18 protein-coding genes and 3 pseudogenes are annotated in these 17,509 nt (G+C 37.2%); 5 read left to right on the forward strand and 16 right to left on the reverse strand.

The genetic code is table 11. From position 1 onward, the window contains the following. Nucleotides 1–152 precede the first annotated feature (152 nt). On the reverse strand, nt 153–1,325 hold the full coding sequence (locus C6Y06_RS16780) for an MFS transporter (RefSeq protein WP_034660790.1): 1,173 nt from the start codon (nt 1,323–1,325) through the stop codon (nt 153–155). 177 nt (nt 1,326–1,502) lie between these two features. On the opposite strand from C6Y06_RS16780, the gene C6Y06_RS16785 reads away from it, so the two are divergent. Together C6Y06_RS16785 and C6Y06_RS20365 are read left to right on the forward strand one after the other, a co-directional pair. Further along, nucleotides 1,503–2,579: an isocitrate/isopropylmalate dehydrogenase family protein gene (locus C6Y06_RS16785; RefSeq protein ID WP_060596432.1), complete on the forward strand. Its 1,077-nt coding sequence runs from the start codon at nt 1,503–1,505 to the stop codon at nt 2,577–2,579. Nucleotides 2,580–2,595: 16 nt separating this feature from the next. Continuing rightward, nucleotides 2,596–2,874, forward strand: a pseudogene (locus tag C6Y06_RS20365) (maltose acetyltransferase domain-containing protein); the annotation flags it as partial. 408 nt (nt 2,875–3,282) lie between these two features. Here C6Y06_RS20365 and C6Y06_RS16795 read toward each other — a convergent pair. Beyond that, nucleotides 3,283–4,152, reverse strand: coding sequence for an arginase family protein (locus tag C6Y06_RS16795; RefSeq protein ID WP_223251471.1), 870 nt, complete (start codon nt 4,150–4,152; stop codon nt 3,283–3,285). A gap of 48 nt (nt 4,153–4,200) precedes the next feature. Continuing rightward, on the reverse strand, nt 4,201–5,058 hold the full coding sequence (locus tag C6Y06_RS16800) for an arginase family protein (protein ID WP_106037260.1): 858 nt from the start codon (nt 5,056–5,058) through the stop codon (nt 4,201–4,203). Between the two features lie 193 nt (nt 5,059–5,251). Between C6Y06_RS16800 and C6Y06_RS16805 the strand changes: the two genes are divergently transcribed. After that, nucleotides 5,252–5,611 (forward strand): winged helix-turn-helix transcriptional regulator, encoded by a 360-nt coding sequence (locus C6Y06_RS16805; protein ID WP_106037261.1) that lies wholly within the window; start codon nt 5,252–5,254, stop codon nt 5,609–5,611. A 29-nt stretch (nt 5,612–5,640) separates the two neighbouring features. Here C6Y06_RS16805 and C6Y06_RS16810 read toward each other — a convergent pair whose 3' ends face one another. Next, the gene (locus C6Y06_RS16810; protein ID WP_106037262.1) at nt 5,641–6,735 is read right to left on the reverse strand and encodes an NADH:flavin oxidoreductase; all 1,095 of its coding nucleotides are present in this window, start codon (nt 6,733–6,735) and stop codon (nt 5,641–5,643) included. A gap of 134 nt (nt 6,736–6,869) precedes the next feature. Here C6Y06_RS16810 and C6Y06_RS16815 point away from each other — a divergent pair, with 134 nt between their 5' ends. After that, nucleotides 6,870–7,724, forward strand: coding sequence for a LysR family transcriptional regulator (locus C6Y06_RS16815; RefSeq protein ID WP_106037263.1), 855 nt, complete (start codon nt 6,870–6,872; stop codon nt 7,722–7,724). Nucleotides 7,725–7,759: 35 nt separating this feature from the next. Here the strand turns inward: C6Y06_RS16815 and C6Y06_RS16820 are convergent. The 11 genes and pseudogenes from C6Y06_RS16820 to C6Y06_RS16880 form a co-directional block, all read right to left on the reverse strand. Further along, nucleotides 7,760–8,008: pseudogene (locus tag C6Y06_RS16820) on the reverse strand (transposase); the annotation flags it as partial. Between the two features lie 184 nt (nt 8,009–8,192). Then, nucleotides 8,193–8,774: a GNAT family N-acetyltransferase gene (locus C6Y06_RS16825; protein WP_034661951.1), complete on the reverse strand. Its 582-nt coding sequence runs from the start codon at nt 8,772–8,774 to the stop codon at nt 8,193–8,195. Nucleotides 8,775–8,813: 39 nt separating this feature from the next. After that, nucleotides 8,814–9,188 carry a ParB N-terminal domain-containing protein gene (locus C6Y06_RS16830; protein ID WP_106037264.1) on the reverse strand — a complete coding sequence of 125 codons (375 nt, stop codon included), beginning with the start codon at nt 9,186–9,188 and terminating at the stop codon, nt 8,814–8,816. Between the two features lie 215 nt (nt 9,189–9,403). Continuing rightward, entirely contained in the window at nt 9,404–9,823 is a 420-nt protein-coding gene (gene arsC / locus C6Y06_RS16840) for an arsenate reductase (thioredoxin) (RefSeq protein ID WP_034660792.1), read from the reverse strand. A 14-nt stretch (nt 9,824–9,837) separates the two neighbouring features. Then, nucleotides 9,838–11,136 carry an arsenical efflux pump membrane protein ArsB gene (locus C6Y06_RS16845; RefSeq protein ID WP_041109269.1) on the reverse strand — a complete coding sequence of 433 codons (1,299 nt, stop codon included), beginning with the start codon at nt 11,134–11,136 and terminating at the stop codon, nt 9,838–9,840. Nucleotides 11,137–11,148: 12 nt separating this feature from the next. Continuing rightward, nucleotides 11,149–11,496 carry an ArsR/SmtB family transcription factor gene (locus C6Y06_RS16850; protein ID WP_034660794.1) on the reverse strand — a complete coding sequence of 116 codons (348 nt, stop codon included), beginning with the start codon at nt 11,494–11,496 and terminating at the stop codon, nt 11,149–11,151. Nucleotides 11,497–12,055: 559 nt separating this feature from the next. Then, a complete protein-coding gene (locus tag C6Y06_RS16860) occupies nt 12,056–13,159 on the reverse strand; it encodes a threonine synthase (protein WP_034660795.1) in 1,104 nt (367 codons plus the stop codon). Between the two features lie 72 nt (nt 13,160–13,231). Beyond that, nucleotides 13,232–13,606, reverse strand: a complete 375-nt coding sequence (locus C6Y06_RS16865; protein WP_034660797.1) for a RidA family protein — start codon at nt 13,604–13,606, stop codon at nt 13,232–13,234. Nucleotides 13,607–13,617: 11 nt separating this feature from the next. Beyond that, nucleotides 13,618–14,268 carry a helix-turn-helix transcriptional regulator gene (locus C6Y06_RS16870; protein ID WP_034660798.1) on the reverse strand — a complete coding sequence of 217 codons (651 nt, stop codon included), beginning with the start codon at nt 14,266–14,268 and terminating at the stop codon, nt 13,618–13,620. 164 nt (nt 14,269–14,432) lie between these two features. Further along, nucleotides 14,433–15,113, reverse strand: coding sequence for a TetR/AcrR family transcriptional regulator (locus tag C6Y06_RS16875; protein ID WP_034660799.1), 681 nt, complete (start codon nt 15,111–15,113; stop codon nt 14,433–14,435). Nucleotides 15,114–15,155: 42 nt separating this feature from the next. Beyond that, nucleotides 15,156–16,325 carry an FAD-dependent oxidoreductase gene (locus C6Y06_RS16880; protein ID WP_034660800.1) on the reverse strand — a complete coding sequence of 390 codons (1,170 nt, stop codon included), beginning with the start codon at nt 16,323–16,325 and terminating at the stop codon, nt 15,156–15,158. A 267-nt stretch (nt 16,326–16,592) separates the two neighbouring features. On the opposite strand from C6Y06_RS16880, the gene C6Y06_RS16885 reads away from it, so the two are divergent. Then, complete coding sequence (locus tag C6Y06_RS16885; protein WP_106037265.1) at nt 16,593–16,793, forward strand: hypothetical protein; 201 nt, start codon at nt 16,593–16,595, stop codon at nt 16,791–16,793. Nucleotides 16,794–17,041: 248 nt separating this feature from the next. Here the strand turns inward: C6Y06_RS16885 and C6Y06_RS16890 are convergent. Then, nucleotides 17,042–17,134, reverse strand: a pseudogene (locus C6Y06_RS16890) (arsenate reductase); the annotation flags it as partial. Nucleotides 17,135–17,509: the final 375 nt, after the last annotated feature.

Consider the following 17,509-nt stretch of genomic DNA (forward strand, 5'->3'; position numbering starts at 1 on the left):
TTTCTGTTATTTGAAAAGTCTTATTTTTTTACTTTCCCTCTTTAAAAAAGCGATAAACATCAGGACATTTATAGGACTGTTTCACTTCATGAAAGGTTTCAATTTTATTTTTTAAATTTAAAAAAAGTGCCATGATCGAGGATCAGACACTTTTAGTGAACTTGTAATGAACGCGGTTTTGCTACAGCTTTTGTAAAGATTCCTGCAATACATATGGCGAATAAAACAAAAATAAAGGCATGAAGCAGTCCTACTTGATTGGCAAGCAGCCCTAATATAGGCGGCCCAGAAAGAGAGGCTGTATAACCTGATAAGGTCACAATGCTGACGCGTTTCACGGCGTACCGGCTATCATCACCAGCTGCAGAAATGGTTAGCGGGAAGCCTAAAGAAGCGCCAAGTCCCCATAAAAAGATCGATATCATACATACAACAAGTGAAATCTTTAAAATGACCAGAAATAGTCCGGCGGCGGCTGATAAAATCGCAATTCTTAGCAATAACACCCTGCCGAAACGATCGATCAAACGTCCGCTGATTAGTCTGCCGCTAATCATCCCGCATAAAAATAAAGCATAGATGACTGTACTCATGGAATGTGAAACCTGGTAGCCATCCACCATCGCAAGTGGAATCCAATCATTGGCAGACCCTTCGACAAACGCAAGACATAAGGCGATCATCGCAAGAGAGACCGTTCGTTTGTTCAGCCATGGCGTTTGAGTATCATCTATTGTATCCGACTGCTTCTCATGCTGATCCTTTCCTGTACCGTGCGGAATAAACCGTGTGCAAATCAAGATGCTGAGAAAGAAAAGAAGGGCAATGACAAGTAGGTGATTCAGCACAGAGACCCCTAGATGAATAAAAAGAATGCCAGCTCCTGCTCCAATTAAAGTGCCAATGCTAAAGGAAGCGTGCAATATAGGCAAAATGGTTTTCTTGATACTGTATTCAATTTCTGTCCCTTCTAGGTTCATCGCCACATTGCACATACCTGAGCCTGCTCCAAAAAGAAATAGACCGGCAGTGACGACAAAGATAGAAGAGAGTGTTGAACCAATGGCAAGAGTGGTGAATCCAAGGAACATCAAAAAAGCACTAATCACAATCGCCACGCGGCCGCCTTTTTTTCGAACAAATACATTTGAAAGAATAAGCCCGACAATTGAACCAACGGATAAGCCAAGTAAAATAAGTCCCATCGTTCCTGTATTGGCTTGTAATAAATCTCTAACTTCCGGTGTCCGTGAAAACCATGTAGAGATGGAAATACCAGACATCGTGAAAATAACTATAATCGCTTTATACCACTTTAATTCCATCTAATCCCTCACATTTAAAGATGTATCTGTTACTGAACAAATCTACTCGATTATAAATGAGATGGGCTGATTCGTAAATAACTTGAGGCAGGAACATGAACAATTCTAGTCAAAAGAAATCTTGCCTTCCCAATTCTTCTGACGAGAAGGTAAAATAAACATAAAGGGGGAGGAAGCATGAATTCATATCGTATCGGTGTGTTGAAAGGAGACGGGATTGGGCCAGAAATTGTACAAGCAAATATGCGCATCTTAAAGGCAGCGCTATCACAGTTTCAGGAGTCATTTGTGGAATATGTCGAATGTCCAATTGGCTTTGAAGCCATCCATTCTCACCAAGATCCTGTGCCAGCATCTACTATAGAAGAATTAAAAAAGTGCCATGGGTGGATTTTAGGGCCTCATGATTCTGCCTCATATCCAGAGATATTGACAGAGAGGAGAAATCCAAGCGGAGAGCTCCGTCATACGTTTGATTTATTTGCAAACATTCGTCCATCTCAATCATTACCTGGGGTACAGGGCCTTGTGCAAAACGTCGATCTCGTGATTTTTCGAGAGAACACAGAAGGCTTTTATCCAGATCGGAACATGTATCATGGGGTAGGAGAGTGGATGATTACGCCAGAGGTCGCTATATCCACAGGTGTGTTTACCAAAAAAGCGATTACACGTATTGCTCATGCAGCTTTTCAAAGTGCAATGGAGCGCAGGCGAAAGGTGACCATTGTTCACAAGGCAAACGTAATCAAATTAGGATCTGGTTTATTTCTGCGAACATGCCAAGAGGTGGCAAAAGCATATCCGCACGTGACAGTAGAAGATCTACATATCGATGCAATGGCAGCTCACTTAGTAAGACGTGCCGGTGATTTTGATGTCATTGTGACAGAGAATATGTTTGGGGATATTTTATCGGATTTAACAGGGGAACTAGTCGGAAGTTTAGGGATCGCCCCTTCATTAAATTGTAACGAAAACCAAGCGATGGCACAGGCAGCACATGGATCAGCACCGGATATTGCTGGGCAAAATATCGCCAATCCCATGGGGTTAATTCTTTCTACAGTCATGCTTTTTGACTGGTTATATGTGAAATATCATGATGACAGGCTGAAAAAGACGGCTGTTCTTATAAGACGCACTCTGGATGAGATGATGAAAATGAACATAAAAACGAAGGATTTAGGAGGAAGCGAAACCACGACACAATTCACAGATGCATTCATTCAAATGATGAATCAGGATAAATAGAAGTGAAAAGGAAAAAATGATCCAAGGAGAACATTATGTTTCTAGTGACCAAACCCTGATCGCAGATCGAGAAATTGACATTTGCATACCAGCAAACCAATCAGCCAGAAAAAAGAACATCCATTTTAAAGGAATTAGAGGTTGGCGAGCATTTTTTTGCAAATTTTGATGCATCGGCTGGACACCCGCTTGACCTAATAGAACGTGCAAAAGGCATTGAATTCGGCAAACCAGTCACCATTGGAACTATGTATGGATTGGCGGTGGCGCCATTATTAATCCAGATGTCACAATAAATATCTTGATAAATCAAAATCTGGCGAATAAACGTGGGATTTTGATTTTTTCTTTTTTGTCTCAATAAGATAAGTATACTTAGATTTGAGACAAGAGAAATTCATTTGCACTGTAACTTCCTAGAATATATATTATGTAAACTAAGAGAGCTCAGCTCAAGTTTAAGTTTTGGTTGTATTCATAATATTTCCTTGACAGCTACTACACCTAAGTTCTTTTTATATTCAGTAGTTGGGGTGTCGAATAGAAAATGATCTCCAACTTCCACCATTTTCTTCACTAATACACTCTTCTAGGTTCAAAAAATATGCATTTTTGTAACCTTCCAAAAGGATTGCTATTAAGCATAAAAAAGAGCAACTTTATAAGCTGCTCAAGAACTTCTTTTTCATTTTTATATTTATACTCAATGCTTTTTCAACAACGGTAAGTTATTAAGCATATTTGAAAGTGTAAGTGCATCCCAAGGCAGATGTTCCGTAATACCTAACCCAACAATATCAAATTCATTGCTAACATCTTGAATCAGGCGAGTTACAGATTGAATGGATGAACGTTTTAACCCTTTACTTACATATTCACCATAGCGCTCTGGTTTAGCAATACCTTGCGAACGGAACTCGCGTAAATCCAATACATCCAGATCAAAATGAACGGCAATCCGAGAAGCACCTGTTGCTCGCAATGCTGCCAGTACATTTTCGCTAGATGAAGCAAATTCCTCTGAACTCACATTAGGAAATTTATATTTTTCGTAAACTGAAGGTGCTTTTTCTTTCTCATCATTAATCCCTACAAATAGTAAATTGCTTGGATTAACTTTTCGAGGGACAAGCGAAGCGAAATTAGGATCCCCTTCTCCAAGAAGTGTTGCCAGTACCATGGCATGATAATGCGGATATAGCTCTGCTGTTTTAATGTCCGGATGGGCATCTATCCAAAGTATAGCCAATTCCTCTTTATATTTTTCTGTAAGATAAGCGAACGGTGCAAGTTCTACGCTACAGTCTCCTCCTAAAACAACCACCCGGTCTGGATTTCGTTCATGAAGAATATTTAAAGCTAAAGAAGTTTGCTTAATGATTTGCTTTTTGGCTACGATTCCCTCTTCTTTTTCATCATTAGTAGGATCCGTGGAAATAGGTACTTCGATTGTTTCATCATCTGTGGGTGGAGCAAGCCATGCTAGTAACTGAGCTCCAAAGTGATACGAAAGGTTGTTACCGCCCTGCCATTGTGGCATGATCAATCGTAATGTCTTCTCTTCGTTATCCATAATACCTCCATTTAAATTAATACATGTTTAGTAAGATAGGATTGTTACTTAAACAAAGATAGGTATAGTACTTAAAAGCTTTTTTAAATTAATAGAATCCCAAGGCAAATGCTCCGTGATGCCCAATCCTACCACATTTGTTTCTTTTGATGCATCCTGGATTATCTCCGTCAATTGTGGAAAATGCATTTTACCCATAGGAAAGTCTATCGTTTCTTTTGAATCCGGATTTGCAAAAATCAAAGAACGGAATGCACTAGGATCAAGAACATCTAAATCAAGGTGAATAGCTAGATGTTTAATATTTTGTTCAACAATCCACTCTTTAATAGCATTAGGATTATTTATCAGTTCTTTTGTACTTGCCGTTTTCATACCGAGTCTTTGTATTAATTCTGTTTCATGGGAAAATGTTTCTTCAAGTCCAGCAAAAAAGACATTGCTTGGCTTTAATGGAACTTTTACTTCATTTGCAAATTCCGCATCTCCCTCTCCTAATAAATTCCCTAATACCATAGTATGGCTGTTCTCAAAATCTTTTGGACTAGATACATCAGGATGTGAATCAATCCATATCAGTCCTAGTTCTCCATTATAGCGTTCGTTTAAATAAGCAAAAGGTGCTTGTTCAACCAGACAATCACCACCAAACATAATGATGCTATCTGGCTGATGGGCAGCAATAATTTGTTGAGCAGACTTCAACTGATTTATTACTTGGGTTCTACCGCGAACCCCTCTTTCCAATTCAAGGGGACTCTCATCCGGGTCATAAACAGGAACTTTTATAAGCGGCTGTTCATTTTGTGGAGCTAACCAAGCGAGAAGTTCAGCACCAAATGAATAATTAGGATTATTTCCACCTTGCCATTGCGGCATTAGAAGACGAATTGTTTTATTTGTCATTTTTAATCTCCTTTACTTTTCAACTAATTTCAGTATAAACCAATTAAAATCAATTAATAGTACGCACTAAAATGAAAGGTACTATCTAAAAAGATAGTACCTTTTCAAGTCTTACAGTTCACTGTAAACTAATAAAAGACGTCTATACAATCATTTTAGTTCATACAGATGTTTATTTGAAAGGATGATCTCAATGACAATGAATGGATATCGTGGTAAAATCAAGAATATACAGGATACTCCTTTTGGTTATACTTTGTCCTTGATTGGCGGAAAATGGAAGATGGTAATCCTATATTTACTAGCAGAAAACCATCCGATCCGCTACAATGAGTTGCATAGAATGATTGGTAACATAACATTTAAGACACTTAGTTCACAACTCAAGGAACTAGAATTGAGTGAATTAATAGTTAGGAAAGAATATCCACAGATTCCCCCAAAAGTTGAATATTATCTTTCAGCTAAAGGAGCTTCACTCATTCCGATTTTGGAAGAAATGTGTGAATGGGGTATAGAAAATCAACCGCCTTCTGAAATAGAACCACAATAAGCTAACGCGTTTGGGTTAGCTTATTTGGTTTAATTGATTTCAAAATCTTTTATATTAGCTACTGGATAAAGAACTTCGTCTGGATTAAAAACGGTTAATGGTTCTTCCTTTTCAACTTTTTTTACCCAGTCGTGATTAGCTAAAGCACCTTTTCCTATTGTTACAACATCAGCATCACCGTTACTTAACATTTCAGTTGCTCTTTCAATATTATCTAATTGACCGTTTGCTATTATTGGTAACTGGCTATATTTCTTTGCTAAAGAAACTAAGGATTTTTCTCCTCCATCAAATGCATGCTGCCAGGCTTTATACTCCGTTACGTGAATATAGTCTAATCCTGATTGACCTAGAGAACCAAAAATGATTTTTGCATCTTCCTCTTTTCCTGACCATTTATAGGTATAATCATTTACTTGCGATTGAGAGATTCGCATGCCAACTATGAAATCATCTCCTACAGATTTAGTTACTTCGGATGCAATTTCAACTAAAAACCTTACACGATTTTCTGTGCTTCCTCCGTATTCATCTGTACGTAGGTTGGTATACTCTGTAAGAAAAGCATCTAAGAGATAACCATTGGCCCCATGGATTTCAACCCCATCAAATCCAGCAGATTCTGCCCTCTGAGCAGCTTTTACAAAGCTTTTTTTCACATTATCCATTTCCTCTTTAGTCATTGCTCGAGGTATTTTATACTCTCCTTCTCCGAAATAGAATTTAAGTTGTTCCCCTTGTGGCTTTACTGACGACGGAGCAATCGTTTCCTCTGAAAAATGATTTCCTTGTGAAAGTGGTCCACTATGCTGTAATTGCATAAAAATCTTGCTACCTTCTTCATGAACTGCATCTACAATCTTTTTCCAAACTACTGCTTGTCCGTCGAATGCAATACCTGGTTGATATTGATATGTCTGGCTATTTTTATCATCAATATACGTACCTTCAGTTATTATTAACCCAAATCCCCCTTTTGCGAAAGAACGGTAGTATTTAACCATCTTGTCTGTAACATAACCATCCTTTGTAGCACTAATTCGTGTCATTGGTGCTAGTCCAATTCTATTTCTTAACTCCGTTTTATTAATTTTAAAAGTATCAAATAATATATTTTTTTTCATTTCTTTTACCTCCTAAAATTATTGTTTGACAACCTCTTGGTTATTAGCTTAAATGAATAATACAGTTTAGTAAAATGAATATATTAGATAGGGTAGTTCAATATTATTAAACTATCCTAAAAGGAGATATTAAGTTGGAACTTCGACATTTAATTACTTTCAAGACAATTGTTAACAAAAATGGTTTTAATAAAGCAGCTGAGCATTTGGGTTATGCTCAATCTTCTATAACTACACATGTTAAAGAATTAGAAAAAGAATTAGGTAGGCCCCTTTTCGACCGATTAGGAAAGAGAGTAATATTGACTCACTTCGGAGAGCAATATCTTCCTTATGCAAATCAAATAATTGAACTATATGAACAATCACTAACTATTGATAAGGAACCTCAAGGAGATCTAACTATAGGAATATCAGAATCCTTAACTATTTGCCGGATTCCTCTTATTCTCCTCGAATTTAAGCAGAAATATCCGAAAGTGAGTCTTTACGTTAAGTCATTAGAAAATTACGATGTTACCAAGAGCCTTCAAAGTGGTGACATTGATTTAGCTTTGATTTTGGAAAACAAGAACTGGACACAGGAGGAGTTGTATATCGAAGAATTAGTACGAGAGAGAATGGTCTTCATTAGTCCACACAGCAAAGGGGACACATTAAATACTGCATTATATTCTGATTTAAGATGTAGTTATAAATCAGTTTTCGATGATTACATTATATCAAATGAACTTTATATAAAAGATAGTATAGAGTTTCAAAGCATTGAAGCAATAAAACACTGTGTTAAAAATGGACTAGGGGTATCTCTTGTTCCCTTCTTTTCTGTAAAAGAAGAACTAAAAAATGGCCTATTTAAGGGAGAGAAAGTTTCAAATCAACAAAATTCCCTATCTACTTACTTGACATATCACAAAGATAAATGGCTATCACCCTCTATTACTAGCATGATTGAACTAGTTCAGAAACATGCAAAAACTTGGGAATAAGTATAGAAGGTGCTTTATAAAGCGCCTTTCAGACCGTAGTTTTTACCGAAGGTAGAAAAGTGCGGAATTTTCTCGGAAAACCCATACCCAATAAACCAACGATAAGCAACATTGGTTTCAATTTCTTTAATGGTTTGACGCATGGAGCGAATGCCAAATAGATATTGGATCAAAACCATTTTAATGAGAACAACGGGGTCCACATGATGATCTTCAGGCACTAATTCATCTAAAGCCACTACTTCTAATTGGTTTCGTCTTTCTTCTTCACGTTTCGATAACATGTTCATTCCCCACAGAATTGTGTTATTACCCTTTATTATTATATGTATATTTTTTAGGGTCATAATTGTTCAAGTAAAGTTAGTTGCTCCGTTTGTTCAATAAGAAAAGGAGGTGCCGCAGCTACCTCCTTTGTTAAGTCAAAGCACCCTTTAGTTTTATAAGCAACACTTCGAAAATACGAGATTATTGTAGCATACTCTCCAATTTGTCCTTCACTAGCACCCATTCTTGGTCGATTACACTGTAATACACAGAGTCTCTTAAATAACCGTCAGGCATAACCATATGATTCCGAAGCACCCCTTCTTTTACCAAACCCAACCGTTCAATTGCCTGCTGAGACCGCACATTTCTGCTATCTGTTTTCAACTGAACACGAATTGTCCCAAGTGTTTCAAAGCAGTGTTTCAAAAGAAGATACTTACATTCTGTATTTATTCTAGTTCGCCAAACAGTTGGAGACAGCCATGTCCAACCAATTTCCAAGTTACGATTTGGTATGGATATATTAAGAAAACGAGTGCTTCCCACAATTTTCCCCGAATTCTTATCGAAGATAACAAAAGGAAATTCGCTTCCTTGCTCTCTCGCTTGAAGTGCTCCATTCACAAGGGACTTCATATCTTCAATCGATTGAACCCTCATTGGCATGTGTGCCCATATATCTGGATTGTTTCCCGCATCAAATAATTCCTGTACGTGATAATCTTCCATAGGTTGTATCTTTACTCTATCTCCTATTAATACTACAGGCGTTATCTCCATAATTCTTCTTCTCTCCTTTTCTTCTTTGGTATGATTATATCAACTAAGTAATTTTTCTTTTGACAACTCATATAGTTTGTTCTGTTTTGTTAAATAGACGAGAGTATTATAAATGTTTTGTAAAGTAACCCGTTTAGAAGTTGTTCTCAGACCTACAATTGTTCCTAATTCATGAAATGGACTGTCTGGTTGGATAAAAAGTTGTGCTGCCACCCAACTCAAATCTTCTGAGTCCATTTTTAGATATTGGCTTAAAGAAGACCCTATACCTTTAGCTTTAGTGTTGATAGTATCAAATAAACTGATCTCTTCTTCATCTTCCAAATAATGAAAAGCTAAAAATGGCACATTAATGAATGCATTTGTTTCTTCTAAATATAACTTAATTCCACCTAATCGATGCTGACCTTCCATTTGTTAAAGAGACATTTGAAAATGGTGACAAGTAATATCTAATCCAACTTTAAGGTAGAATCTATGTGCATCATGCCTATGAAAACCAGAATCTAAATGAAATTGTTCACACTCATTTTCCTTTGCTTGACTTATTAGCCAATCCCATAGAATTTTTGCATACTCGATCATCGCAATCCACTGAATTGATGTCTCCTTTCACAATATAAAAGATATTATTCTCCAGTCTCAGCAAATTGTTTCAATCGATCTCCAATTTCATCTCTTACCCTTTGGAAAAATGACCACTTCTCTTCTTCTGTTCCTTCTGCTTTTGCTGGATCATCAAAGCCCCAATGGACACGTTCGACATGAGGTGGAGTCATCGGGCATTTATCAGCTGCATCACCGCATAGTGTGACGACTAAGTCAGCATTTTGCAATATGTTCTGATCAATCAGATCAGACGTTTGATTAGATATATCAATCCCTATTTCTTTCATTGCTTTTACAGCATTCGGGTTTAATCCATGAGCTTCAATACCAGCGCTATAGACCTTCCACTCATCTCCAAGATGTTTTTTAGCCCAACCTTCAGCCATTTGACTGCGGCAAGAATTACCGGTACATAAAAAGTAAATTGTTTTCTTTGACATGTTGATCGTCTCCTTTAATGTATAATCAATAGCCAGAAATACAAAGCTAAAAGTGTGATGAATAGTGTTGGTACAGTTAAAATGACTCCTATTTTGAAATATGTCCCCCAGGAAATCTTCACACCTTTTTGAGAAAGGACGTGGAGCCACAGTAGTGTTGCTAAGGAGCCAATGGGCGTAATTTTTGGTCCTAAATCTGAACCAATGACATTTGCGTAAATTAACGCTTCTCTCATCATTCCTTGTGTATCGGTACCGGATATGGCTAATGCATCGATCATGACCGTCGGCATATTATTCATGACAGATGAAAGAATTGCTGCGATAAATCCCATACCAAGAGTCCCTGCCAATAAACCTTGATCTGCTACAGCTTGGATCACGCTTGAAAGAGCATCAGTGAGCCCTGCATTCCGCATGCCATAGACAACAACGTACATACCTATGGAAAAGAATACGATCGCCCATGGTGCTTCTTTTAGAACGCTTTTTGTTTGAACAGCAGGGCTTTTTTGTGCAATGACCAAGAATAAAATGGCAATCACACCAGCTATGACCGATACAGGTATAGATAAAAACTCGCTTGCAAAATAACCAATCAATAAAAAAGCTAATATATACCAAGATAATCTAAACATCTTTGGATCTTTTATTGCTTCACTAGGGTGCTTTAACTCAGTCAGATCATAGCGTTTAGGTATACTCTTTCTAAAGAAAAGGTACAGTACAGTGATACTCGCTAGCAATGAAAAAAGGTTTGGAACGACCATTCTGGATGCATATTCAATAAACGTAATGTTGAAATAGTCGGCTGTTACAATGTTCACCAAATTACTTACGACAAGGGGAAGCGAAGTTGTATCTGCAATAAACCCACTCGCGATAATAAAAGGGAATACAATTTTTTCATTGAAGTGTAATGCTCTGACCATGGCTAAAACAATGGGTGTCAAAATAAGTGCTGCACCATCGTTTGCAAATAAAGCAGCGACGATTGCACCAAGGATGGTCACATACACAAACATACGCAGCCCACTGCCTTTTGCAGCCTTTGCCATATGCAATGCTGCCCATTCAAAAAAGCCGATTCGATCAAGTATGAGTGAAATGACGATAATGGCAACAAAAGCTAAAGTCGCATTCCAAACGATGCCTGTCACGGTGATCACATCGTCAACATTCACAACACCTACGATTAATGCTAAAACGGCCCCTCCACATGCGGACCACCCTATGGATAAATTTTTTGGCTGCCAAATAACCAATACCAAAGTTAACAAAAATATGAGTAATGATAAAACGGCAAAACTCAAACCCATCCCTCCTTACGAACAAGAAATGTTTGTTGCTTTATGTTGTATACTTTTTAAAAGGTCATCTTCTTTATCAATTTGATTTAAGATGATACGAATCGTCTCAAATTCTGGAGACAGTGTATTGATTGAATAATAACGCCACTGCCCTTTTCTGTTCTCATGAACAAATCCAGCTTTTTTTAATTTTCGTAAATGCTGACTAATCGCTGGTTGACTCATTTCGAACATATCTACCAGTTCACAAACACAATATTCCTTCTCCAAAAACAATTTCATCATAATGAGTCTTGTTTGATCACTGAGTATTTTTAAACAATTCGACATATGTAACAAACCAATTGAAACATCTGAAGTCACAATGATTCCCTCCCTCTTTTCAAATATTGGTGACGGTCCCTGTTATCAACTCCTCCAATATTATATAACTGAATACTTATATAATCAATTGATTATATGATTTGAACAAAAATTTATTCGCGTTAAAATTATTGATTAATGTTTTTTTCTTTTATTTTTTATTCATCAAAAAAATTGATTATTGTAGAATCCTTATTTGACTATTGTTTATAAAGCATAAAATGGATCTACATTTCTTTCAATGGTCTGTCATATGACAATTCCTATTCTTATATAAATCCCAATGGCTCATTTTGTTGATGCGCTAGCTCCATTCCTCCTACCAAATAGAGAGCGTTCTTTTTATCTATATCATCATCAGGCCAAGTGCGGATTAGTTGACGCAATCTAACTGCAACGGTCTTACACACATCTGGCATTAAGTAACTATCAGAATCCTAAAGATCCAGCAATGGAATGATGTCATCTTGATAGTTTTTCAAATGGAAGTCGGTGTAAGACCAATCTGCTTCGCAATGGCGGATTTCCATATTTTCAAAGAGAGACAATTCTAATAGGGTTATTTTGATTTAATCCCTGCACCACAAAGAGGTATGACAATGGTTTCTTCTGATTCCTTTTGATATTTCATGTAGCCAGCAAAATTAACTGCAGATGTCACTTCCACATAAAATCCTTTCTCACTTAGTTTAGAGCGTGCATTTAGAATCTCTTCTTCTTCAATATCAATAAACGAACCATTGGTATCTTGTACAGCTTCTAAAATTTGTTTGGAGCGAGCTGGGGCAGCAATTGCTATCCCTTCTGCTAAGGTCCCTTTATTCGTCACAGGTGATGCTGATTCCTCTTCATTTTGATAAGCTTTCACAAGGGGTGCACAGTTTTTCGCTTGTACGGCAACGATTTTCGGTATTTTATGAATGAGACCATTTTCAAATAACTCTTTAAAGCCATAATATGCACCTAGGAGGAGAGTACCGTTTCCAACCGGAATGATTAAAGTATCAGGTGCTCCTTTTAGTTGCTCATAGATTTCGTAGGCATATGTTTTTGTTCCTTCAAAAAAATAAGGATTATACACATGGCTTGCATAAAAAACGTTTTCATTGTCTACTGCCTTTTGTGCCGCAGCTGCAATGTCCTCTCGTGTACCGCGAATTTCTTTAATCGTTGCTCCATGTGCTTTTATTTGAGCGACCTTTTTAGGCGAAGTTTCATCGCTTAGATAGATGTCACAGGCAATACCACAACGTGCTGCATAAGCTGCAATCGCCGTTCCTGCATTCCCGCTACTATCAGCAATCACTTTTGATACCCCGAGTTCCTTAGCTTTTGTCATCAAAACAGCGGCTCCTCGGTCTTTAAAGGATAAGGTCGGCATCATATAATCAACTTTTACATAAGTGTTTGGCTCATTAGGATCTAGAACGATTAAAGGTGATTGACCCTCCCCCATTGTGACAGTTTCCCAAGTCTTAGAACCTTTTGAAAATGGCATGGTTTCAACATAACGCCATAATGAGTTTGGATAGTGATCCCAAGCTGCAACATCTATTTTCGGAGTATCTTTCACCAGATTTAATACTCCACCACAATCACATTTCCATAGAGTTGGTGTCATCTCATACTTTTTCCCGCAATGGTTACAAATCAATTGATTCATCAATCATCTACCCCTTCGAATATTTTTTTATATGAAATATAATTTTTTATATAGAGTAGGCAAAAAAATATCTTAAATATATGCAATGGCATCAATTTCAATTTTGAAACCAAAATGTAATTCATTCGTTGGTACAATAGTACGTGCTGGTTTATGTTCACCGAAAAAATTAGTATAAACAGCATCTACTTTGTCCCATAAATGAATATTCGAAATGTATAATGTCATGCGCAAGATCTTCTCTTTTTTACTTCCAGCAGCCTCTACAATCATCTCTACATTCTTAAGCGCTTGTAATGTCTCTTCTTCAATGGGGCCGAACTCTTTTTCTCTCGTTTCGGGATTGATGGCAAATTGTCCTGAAACATAGACCGTGTTTTGATGAATGGTTGCGAATGCATAGTGTCCGTTTGATTTTAGATTTCCTACCTCGAGTATGCTTTTCATTTTGACACTCCTTACCTCGATTTATTTTTGATTTCATCCAAATAGCTATAGACGGTTACTTTGGAAATGCCTAACATAGATGCGACCTTCTCAACAGATCCTTTCATTAAAAAGATGCCCTTTTCATCCATAAATTTAATTAGTTCAATTTTTTCATGACGTTTCATGACTGGATGAACACTGTTTTGAATGATTTGTTGAATCAATTGATCTACTATTTCTTCCACATTTTCAAGATCATCATTTGATGTTGTTTCTTTCTCTTGAGCTTCCACTTGTGTAGAAAGAAAAGTATCCATAAATTGCTGCATTTGATTTAGTGCTTCAACATCAAAATTGATACAGAAAGCACCAATCACCTTTTGCTTTGAATCACGTATTAATGAAGTCGAAGAACGAATCGTACGCTTACCTTCTGTTACAAATGTATAACCAGCCAGATAATCTTCTTTAAAATCTTCTGATTGTAATACAGTCTTTACTAGATGATCAAATGATTGGCCGATTTCTCTTCCTGTCACATGGTTATTTACTGTAAACATGACAGATGCTTGAGGGTTCGTTAAATCATGAATAACCACTTCGCAATTTGGTCCAAACATTTTTGCAGTAGATTTTGCTAAAGGAATATAACTCTCTAATAAATTCTTCATATGTTCCATGCCTAAGCACCTCATTTTTTTATTCCATTAAATTATATAATTTTTTATATACAAAGGCAATATATATAGATTTATTTATATATCATGATGCTCACAAGATCACAAATGTGAAAATAACCATATAAAAAAAGCAGCCATTGACTGCTTTTTGCTTGTGCTCCTTTCTAATTGCTTTCTTTCTGGATTCCATACAAAATGACGTCAATTCCCCATCGGAACCGTTCCATTGATACGGGATCACCTGCAAACATTTCTTCTTTTACACTATGAATGAAAGGAAAACGCGTTTTGTCTGCATCATGAAATGCTTTTTTTGTGTCTGAAATCTGCGAAGAGCCTTGTTTCTTCCAAGAGACCTTTTCGTAAGCTACGGAAGATACGTATAACAGTAACAGGTCTACTCCCCATGCAGCGGATGTAGATTTGATCCCGCCTTCATGCAATGCAGCGAGAATATGTTCGGTCAACTGAAGAAAGTTCGTTCCTTGTGGAATGGTGGAAAGAGAAATTTCAGCAAGACCAGGTTTTTCTAATAGCAGCAGGAAATAAGTATGCAATATTTCACATAACTTTTCTTTCCATGTGCCATCCACTGAATCTGGATAAACCATTTGGCCGAGACCATAATCCAATACGTAAGCACTTAGTTCTTGAAAATTGTTCACGTAGACATACAAGGATGCAGGTCCCGTATCCAATGCTTTAGCCACCTTACGCATACTCATGCCCTCTATCCCTTGCTCCTTAAGAAGCGAATAGGCAGTTTTAACAATAAGCTCACGGCTTAAGGGCTCTTTAGCCGGCCGAGACCGGCGACTTATAATATGACGATTTGAATTGTTCATACTCTCTTTATAACATGTCAAAGTAAAATAGTAAATTGAGCATCAATCACCGTTTACTTGAAAAGAATTCATCATATCTGCAAGCTTGACCGCAGCGTCTTTTGAAAAACACAGTTTTAAACTATTCTCCGATTCCTGAGCCTTTTCCGATGAATATTCATACATCATTTCTTCGTACTCTTCAATAGCCTTTTCAATATCATTAGGATTTCGGACAATAGCAAGTGCAAGCTCCATTGCATCAAACATCGCCATGTTTACACCCTCACCTGCGAATGGTGTCATGACATGGGCTGCATCACCGATAAGCGTTACTCCTTTATGACGGTTCCATTTAAAACCGACAGGAAGCGTATAAATACGTCTTGGAATGATGACATCTTCTGCATAACGAATATAATTTTTCAGCTGATCATCCCAATCACTAAATAACTCTAATAATGGTTCTTTCGCTTCATTCGCTTGATTAAATGGAATGCCACAAGTCTCGATCCAGCTGCGTTCTACCATAAGGCTTGCATACACTTTTATTCGTCCATCTCCGTTTAACTGACCAATAATTCCTTTGTGATCTGCTAAAGCAAACATCTTACCACGTTTATTAAATTCAGCTAAATCAGGGTGGTTCACCTCTACGTTGAGGACATTCAGTTCCAGCATTGTGAGCCCGGAGTATTCAATATCAATATCTGTTAACAGCGGACGTACACGAGAAAATGCACCATCTGCCCCAATCAAAAGGTCAACCGTCTCGACAACCCCGTTTTCAAAATGAAGTTCTGTCATGCCGTTTTCTACTGAAACACATCTATCTAGTTTATATCCGTATTTGATGTTTTCAGCATCAATTTGATCTAACAGCATTTCACACAAAACACCACGATCAATTTCTGGCCGAGTGCCTTTTTCATGTGATTCAGTTTCTTCGTCTAGATAAATTCTTCCTGCTTTATCAAATAACCGGAAATCTTCTCCTTCATAGCGAGCGTTCTTTTGAAATTTCTCATAAACTCCTGCTTCCTTTAAGGCTTTTTGACCTGTTTCTTCGTGAATATCCAGTGAGCCTCCTCTTTCAAGACTCTTGTCATGCATCTCCCGTTCATAGATGGTTGTTTGTATACCGTAATTTTGCAGAATTAAGGCGAGTGTTAGCCCTCCTGGTCCTCCTCCAATGATAGCGATTTGCTTTTGTTTTTTAGATAATGCCTGCATCGTATGCATCTCCTCTTCTTTATGGAAGTAGTGTAAAACCACATCTCATTTATATTATAACGAACATAGTTCGTAAAGAACAGTGTTCGTTTAAAATGGTTTATTTCATGAATGTGTGCTTTAATTGTAATGAACCCAATCATCCGACACCCATAGGATATAAATTGGACACTTCGATTTAGGGATTTTAAAGGATTTCAAATCATAACATGATTCTTAGATCAGTCGGTTCCTAATGTTTCAATGCTGAGTCTGCGAGGTGTTTCTATGAATAAATTATTGGCAATGTTGATATTAGGATTGAGCTTTAGTGGTGCTGCTCTCATTCTTTCTGTCCCTTTGTTATTCAAATCCAAATCAGAACAATTTGAGCTGATGTTTGCTGCTGGATCAGCAGGCGCATTCGCAGTATTTGCTGTCTCATGCCTAGTTTTTCGAAAACAATTCAATCGCTCATTAGAACAATGAAAAATCGTTTTTTGCGGCGTTTATTCACTAGATATCTTTTTGAGTTGGATCAAATGTTTTTATCTTGTCTGCTGCTATCATCTTCCTGTTTCATTCAAGATGGCTGTAAATGTGCTATTACTAAATATCAAGTCTTTTAAAGTCTAGCTGCCTGAACGTCTTCAATTGATCGAAACAAAAATAAGCCATTGATTCAATATGGCTTATCATGTAAAACTATATTTTTCAGTCACAGCAAACTGCTGTAATCAGCCCCCAATTTCATCTCTCACCCTTTGGGAAAATGCCCATTTCTCTTCTTCTGTTCCTTCTGCTTTTGCTGGATCATCAAAGCGCCAATGCACTCATTTGACCTATGGGTTTAACACCGGAGTTAACGTTTTTAGGTAAGGTGATTCTTTCGATTCTGATGTTTATTGGCAGAGTAGGTTCTCTGACCATTGTATTTATCTTTATGAAACGAACCAAAAGCCCAATACGTTATCCGGAGGGAGAAGTATTTGTAGGCTAATATGAGCAATGATTGAATTGGTTCCCTTTTAATTTAATCATCAAGATGATGGATTGATCCACTTTACATTTTTTTCTCTTCATTCACTACAAGCTGTTTGGAATATAGATCTTTTAGTACGGTCTCTTCTTTTCCAAACAATCAGCATTCGGTATTTAACGGAAAAGCTGAGATATTCAACTTTAAGCTGATTCTTGAAAAGGCT

The organism is Bacillus sp. MZGC1, from assembly GCF_002998605.1.
Taxonomy (GTDB): domain Bacteria; phylum Bacillota; class Bacilli; order Bacillales; family Bacillaceae; genus Bacillus.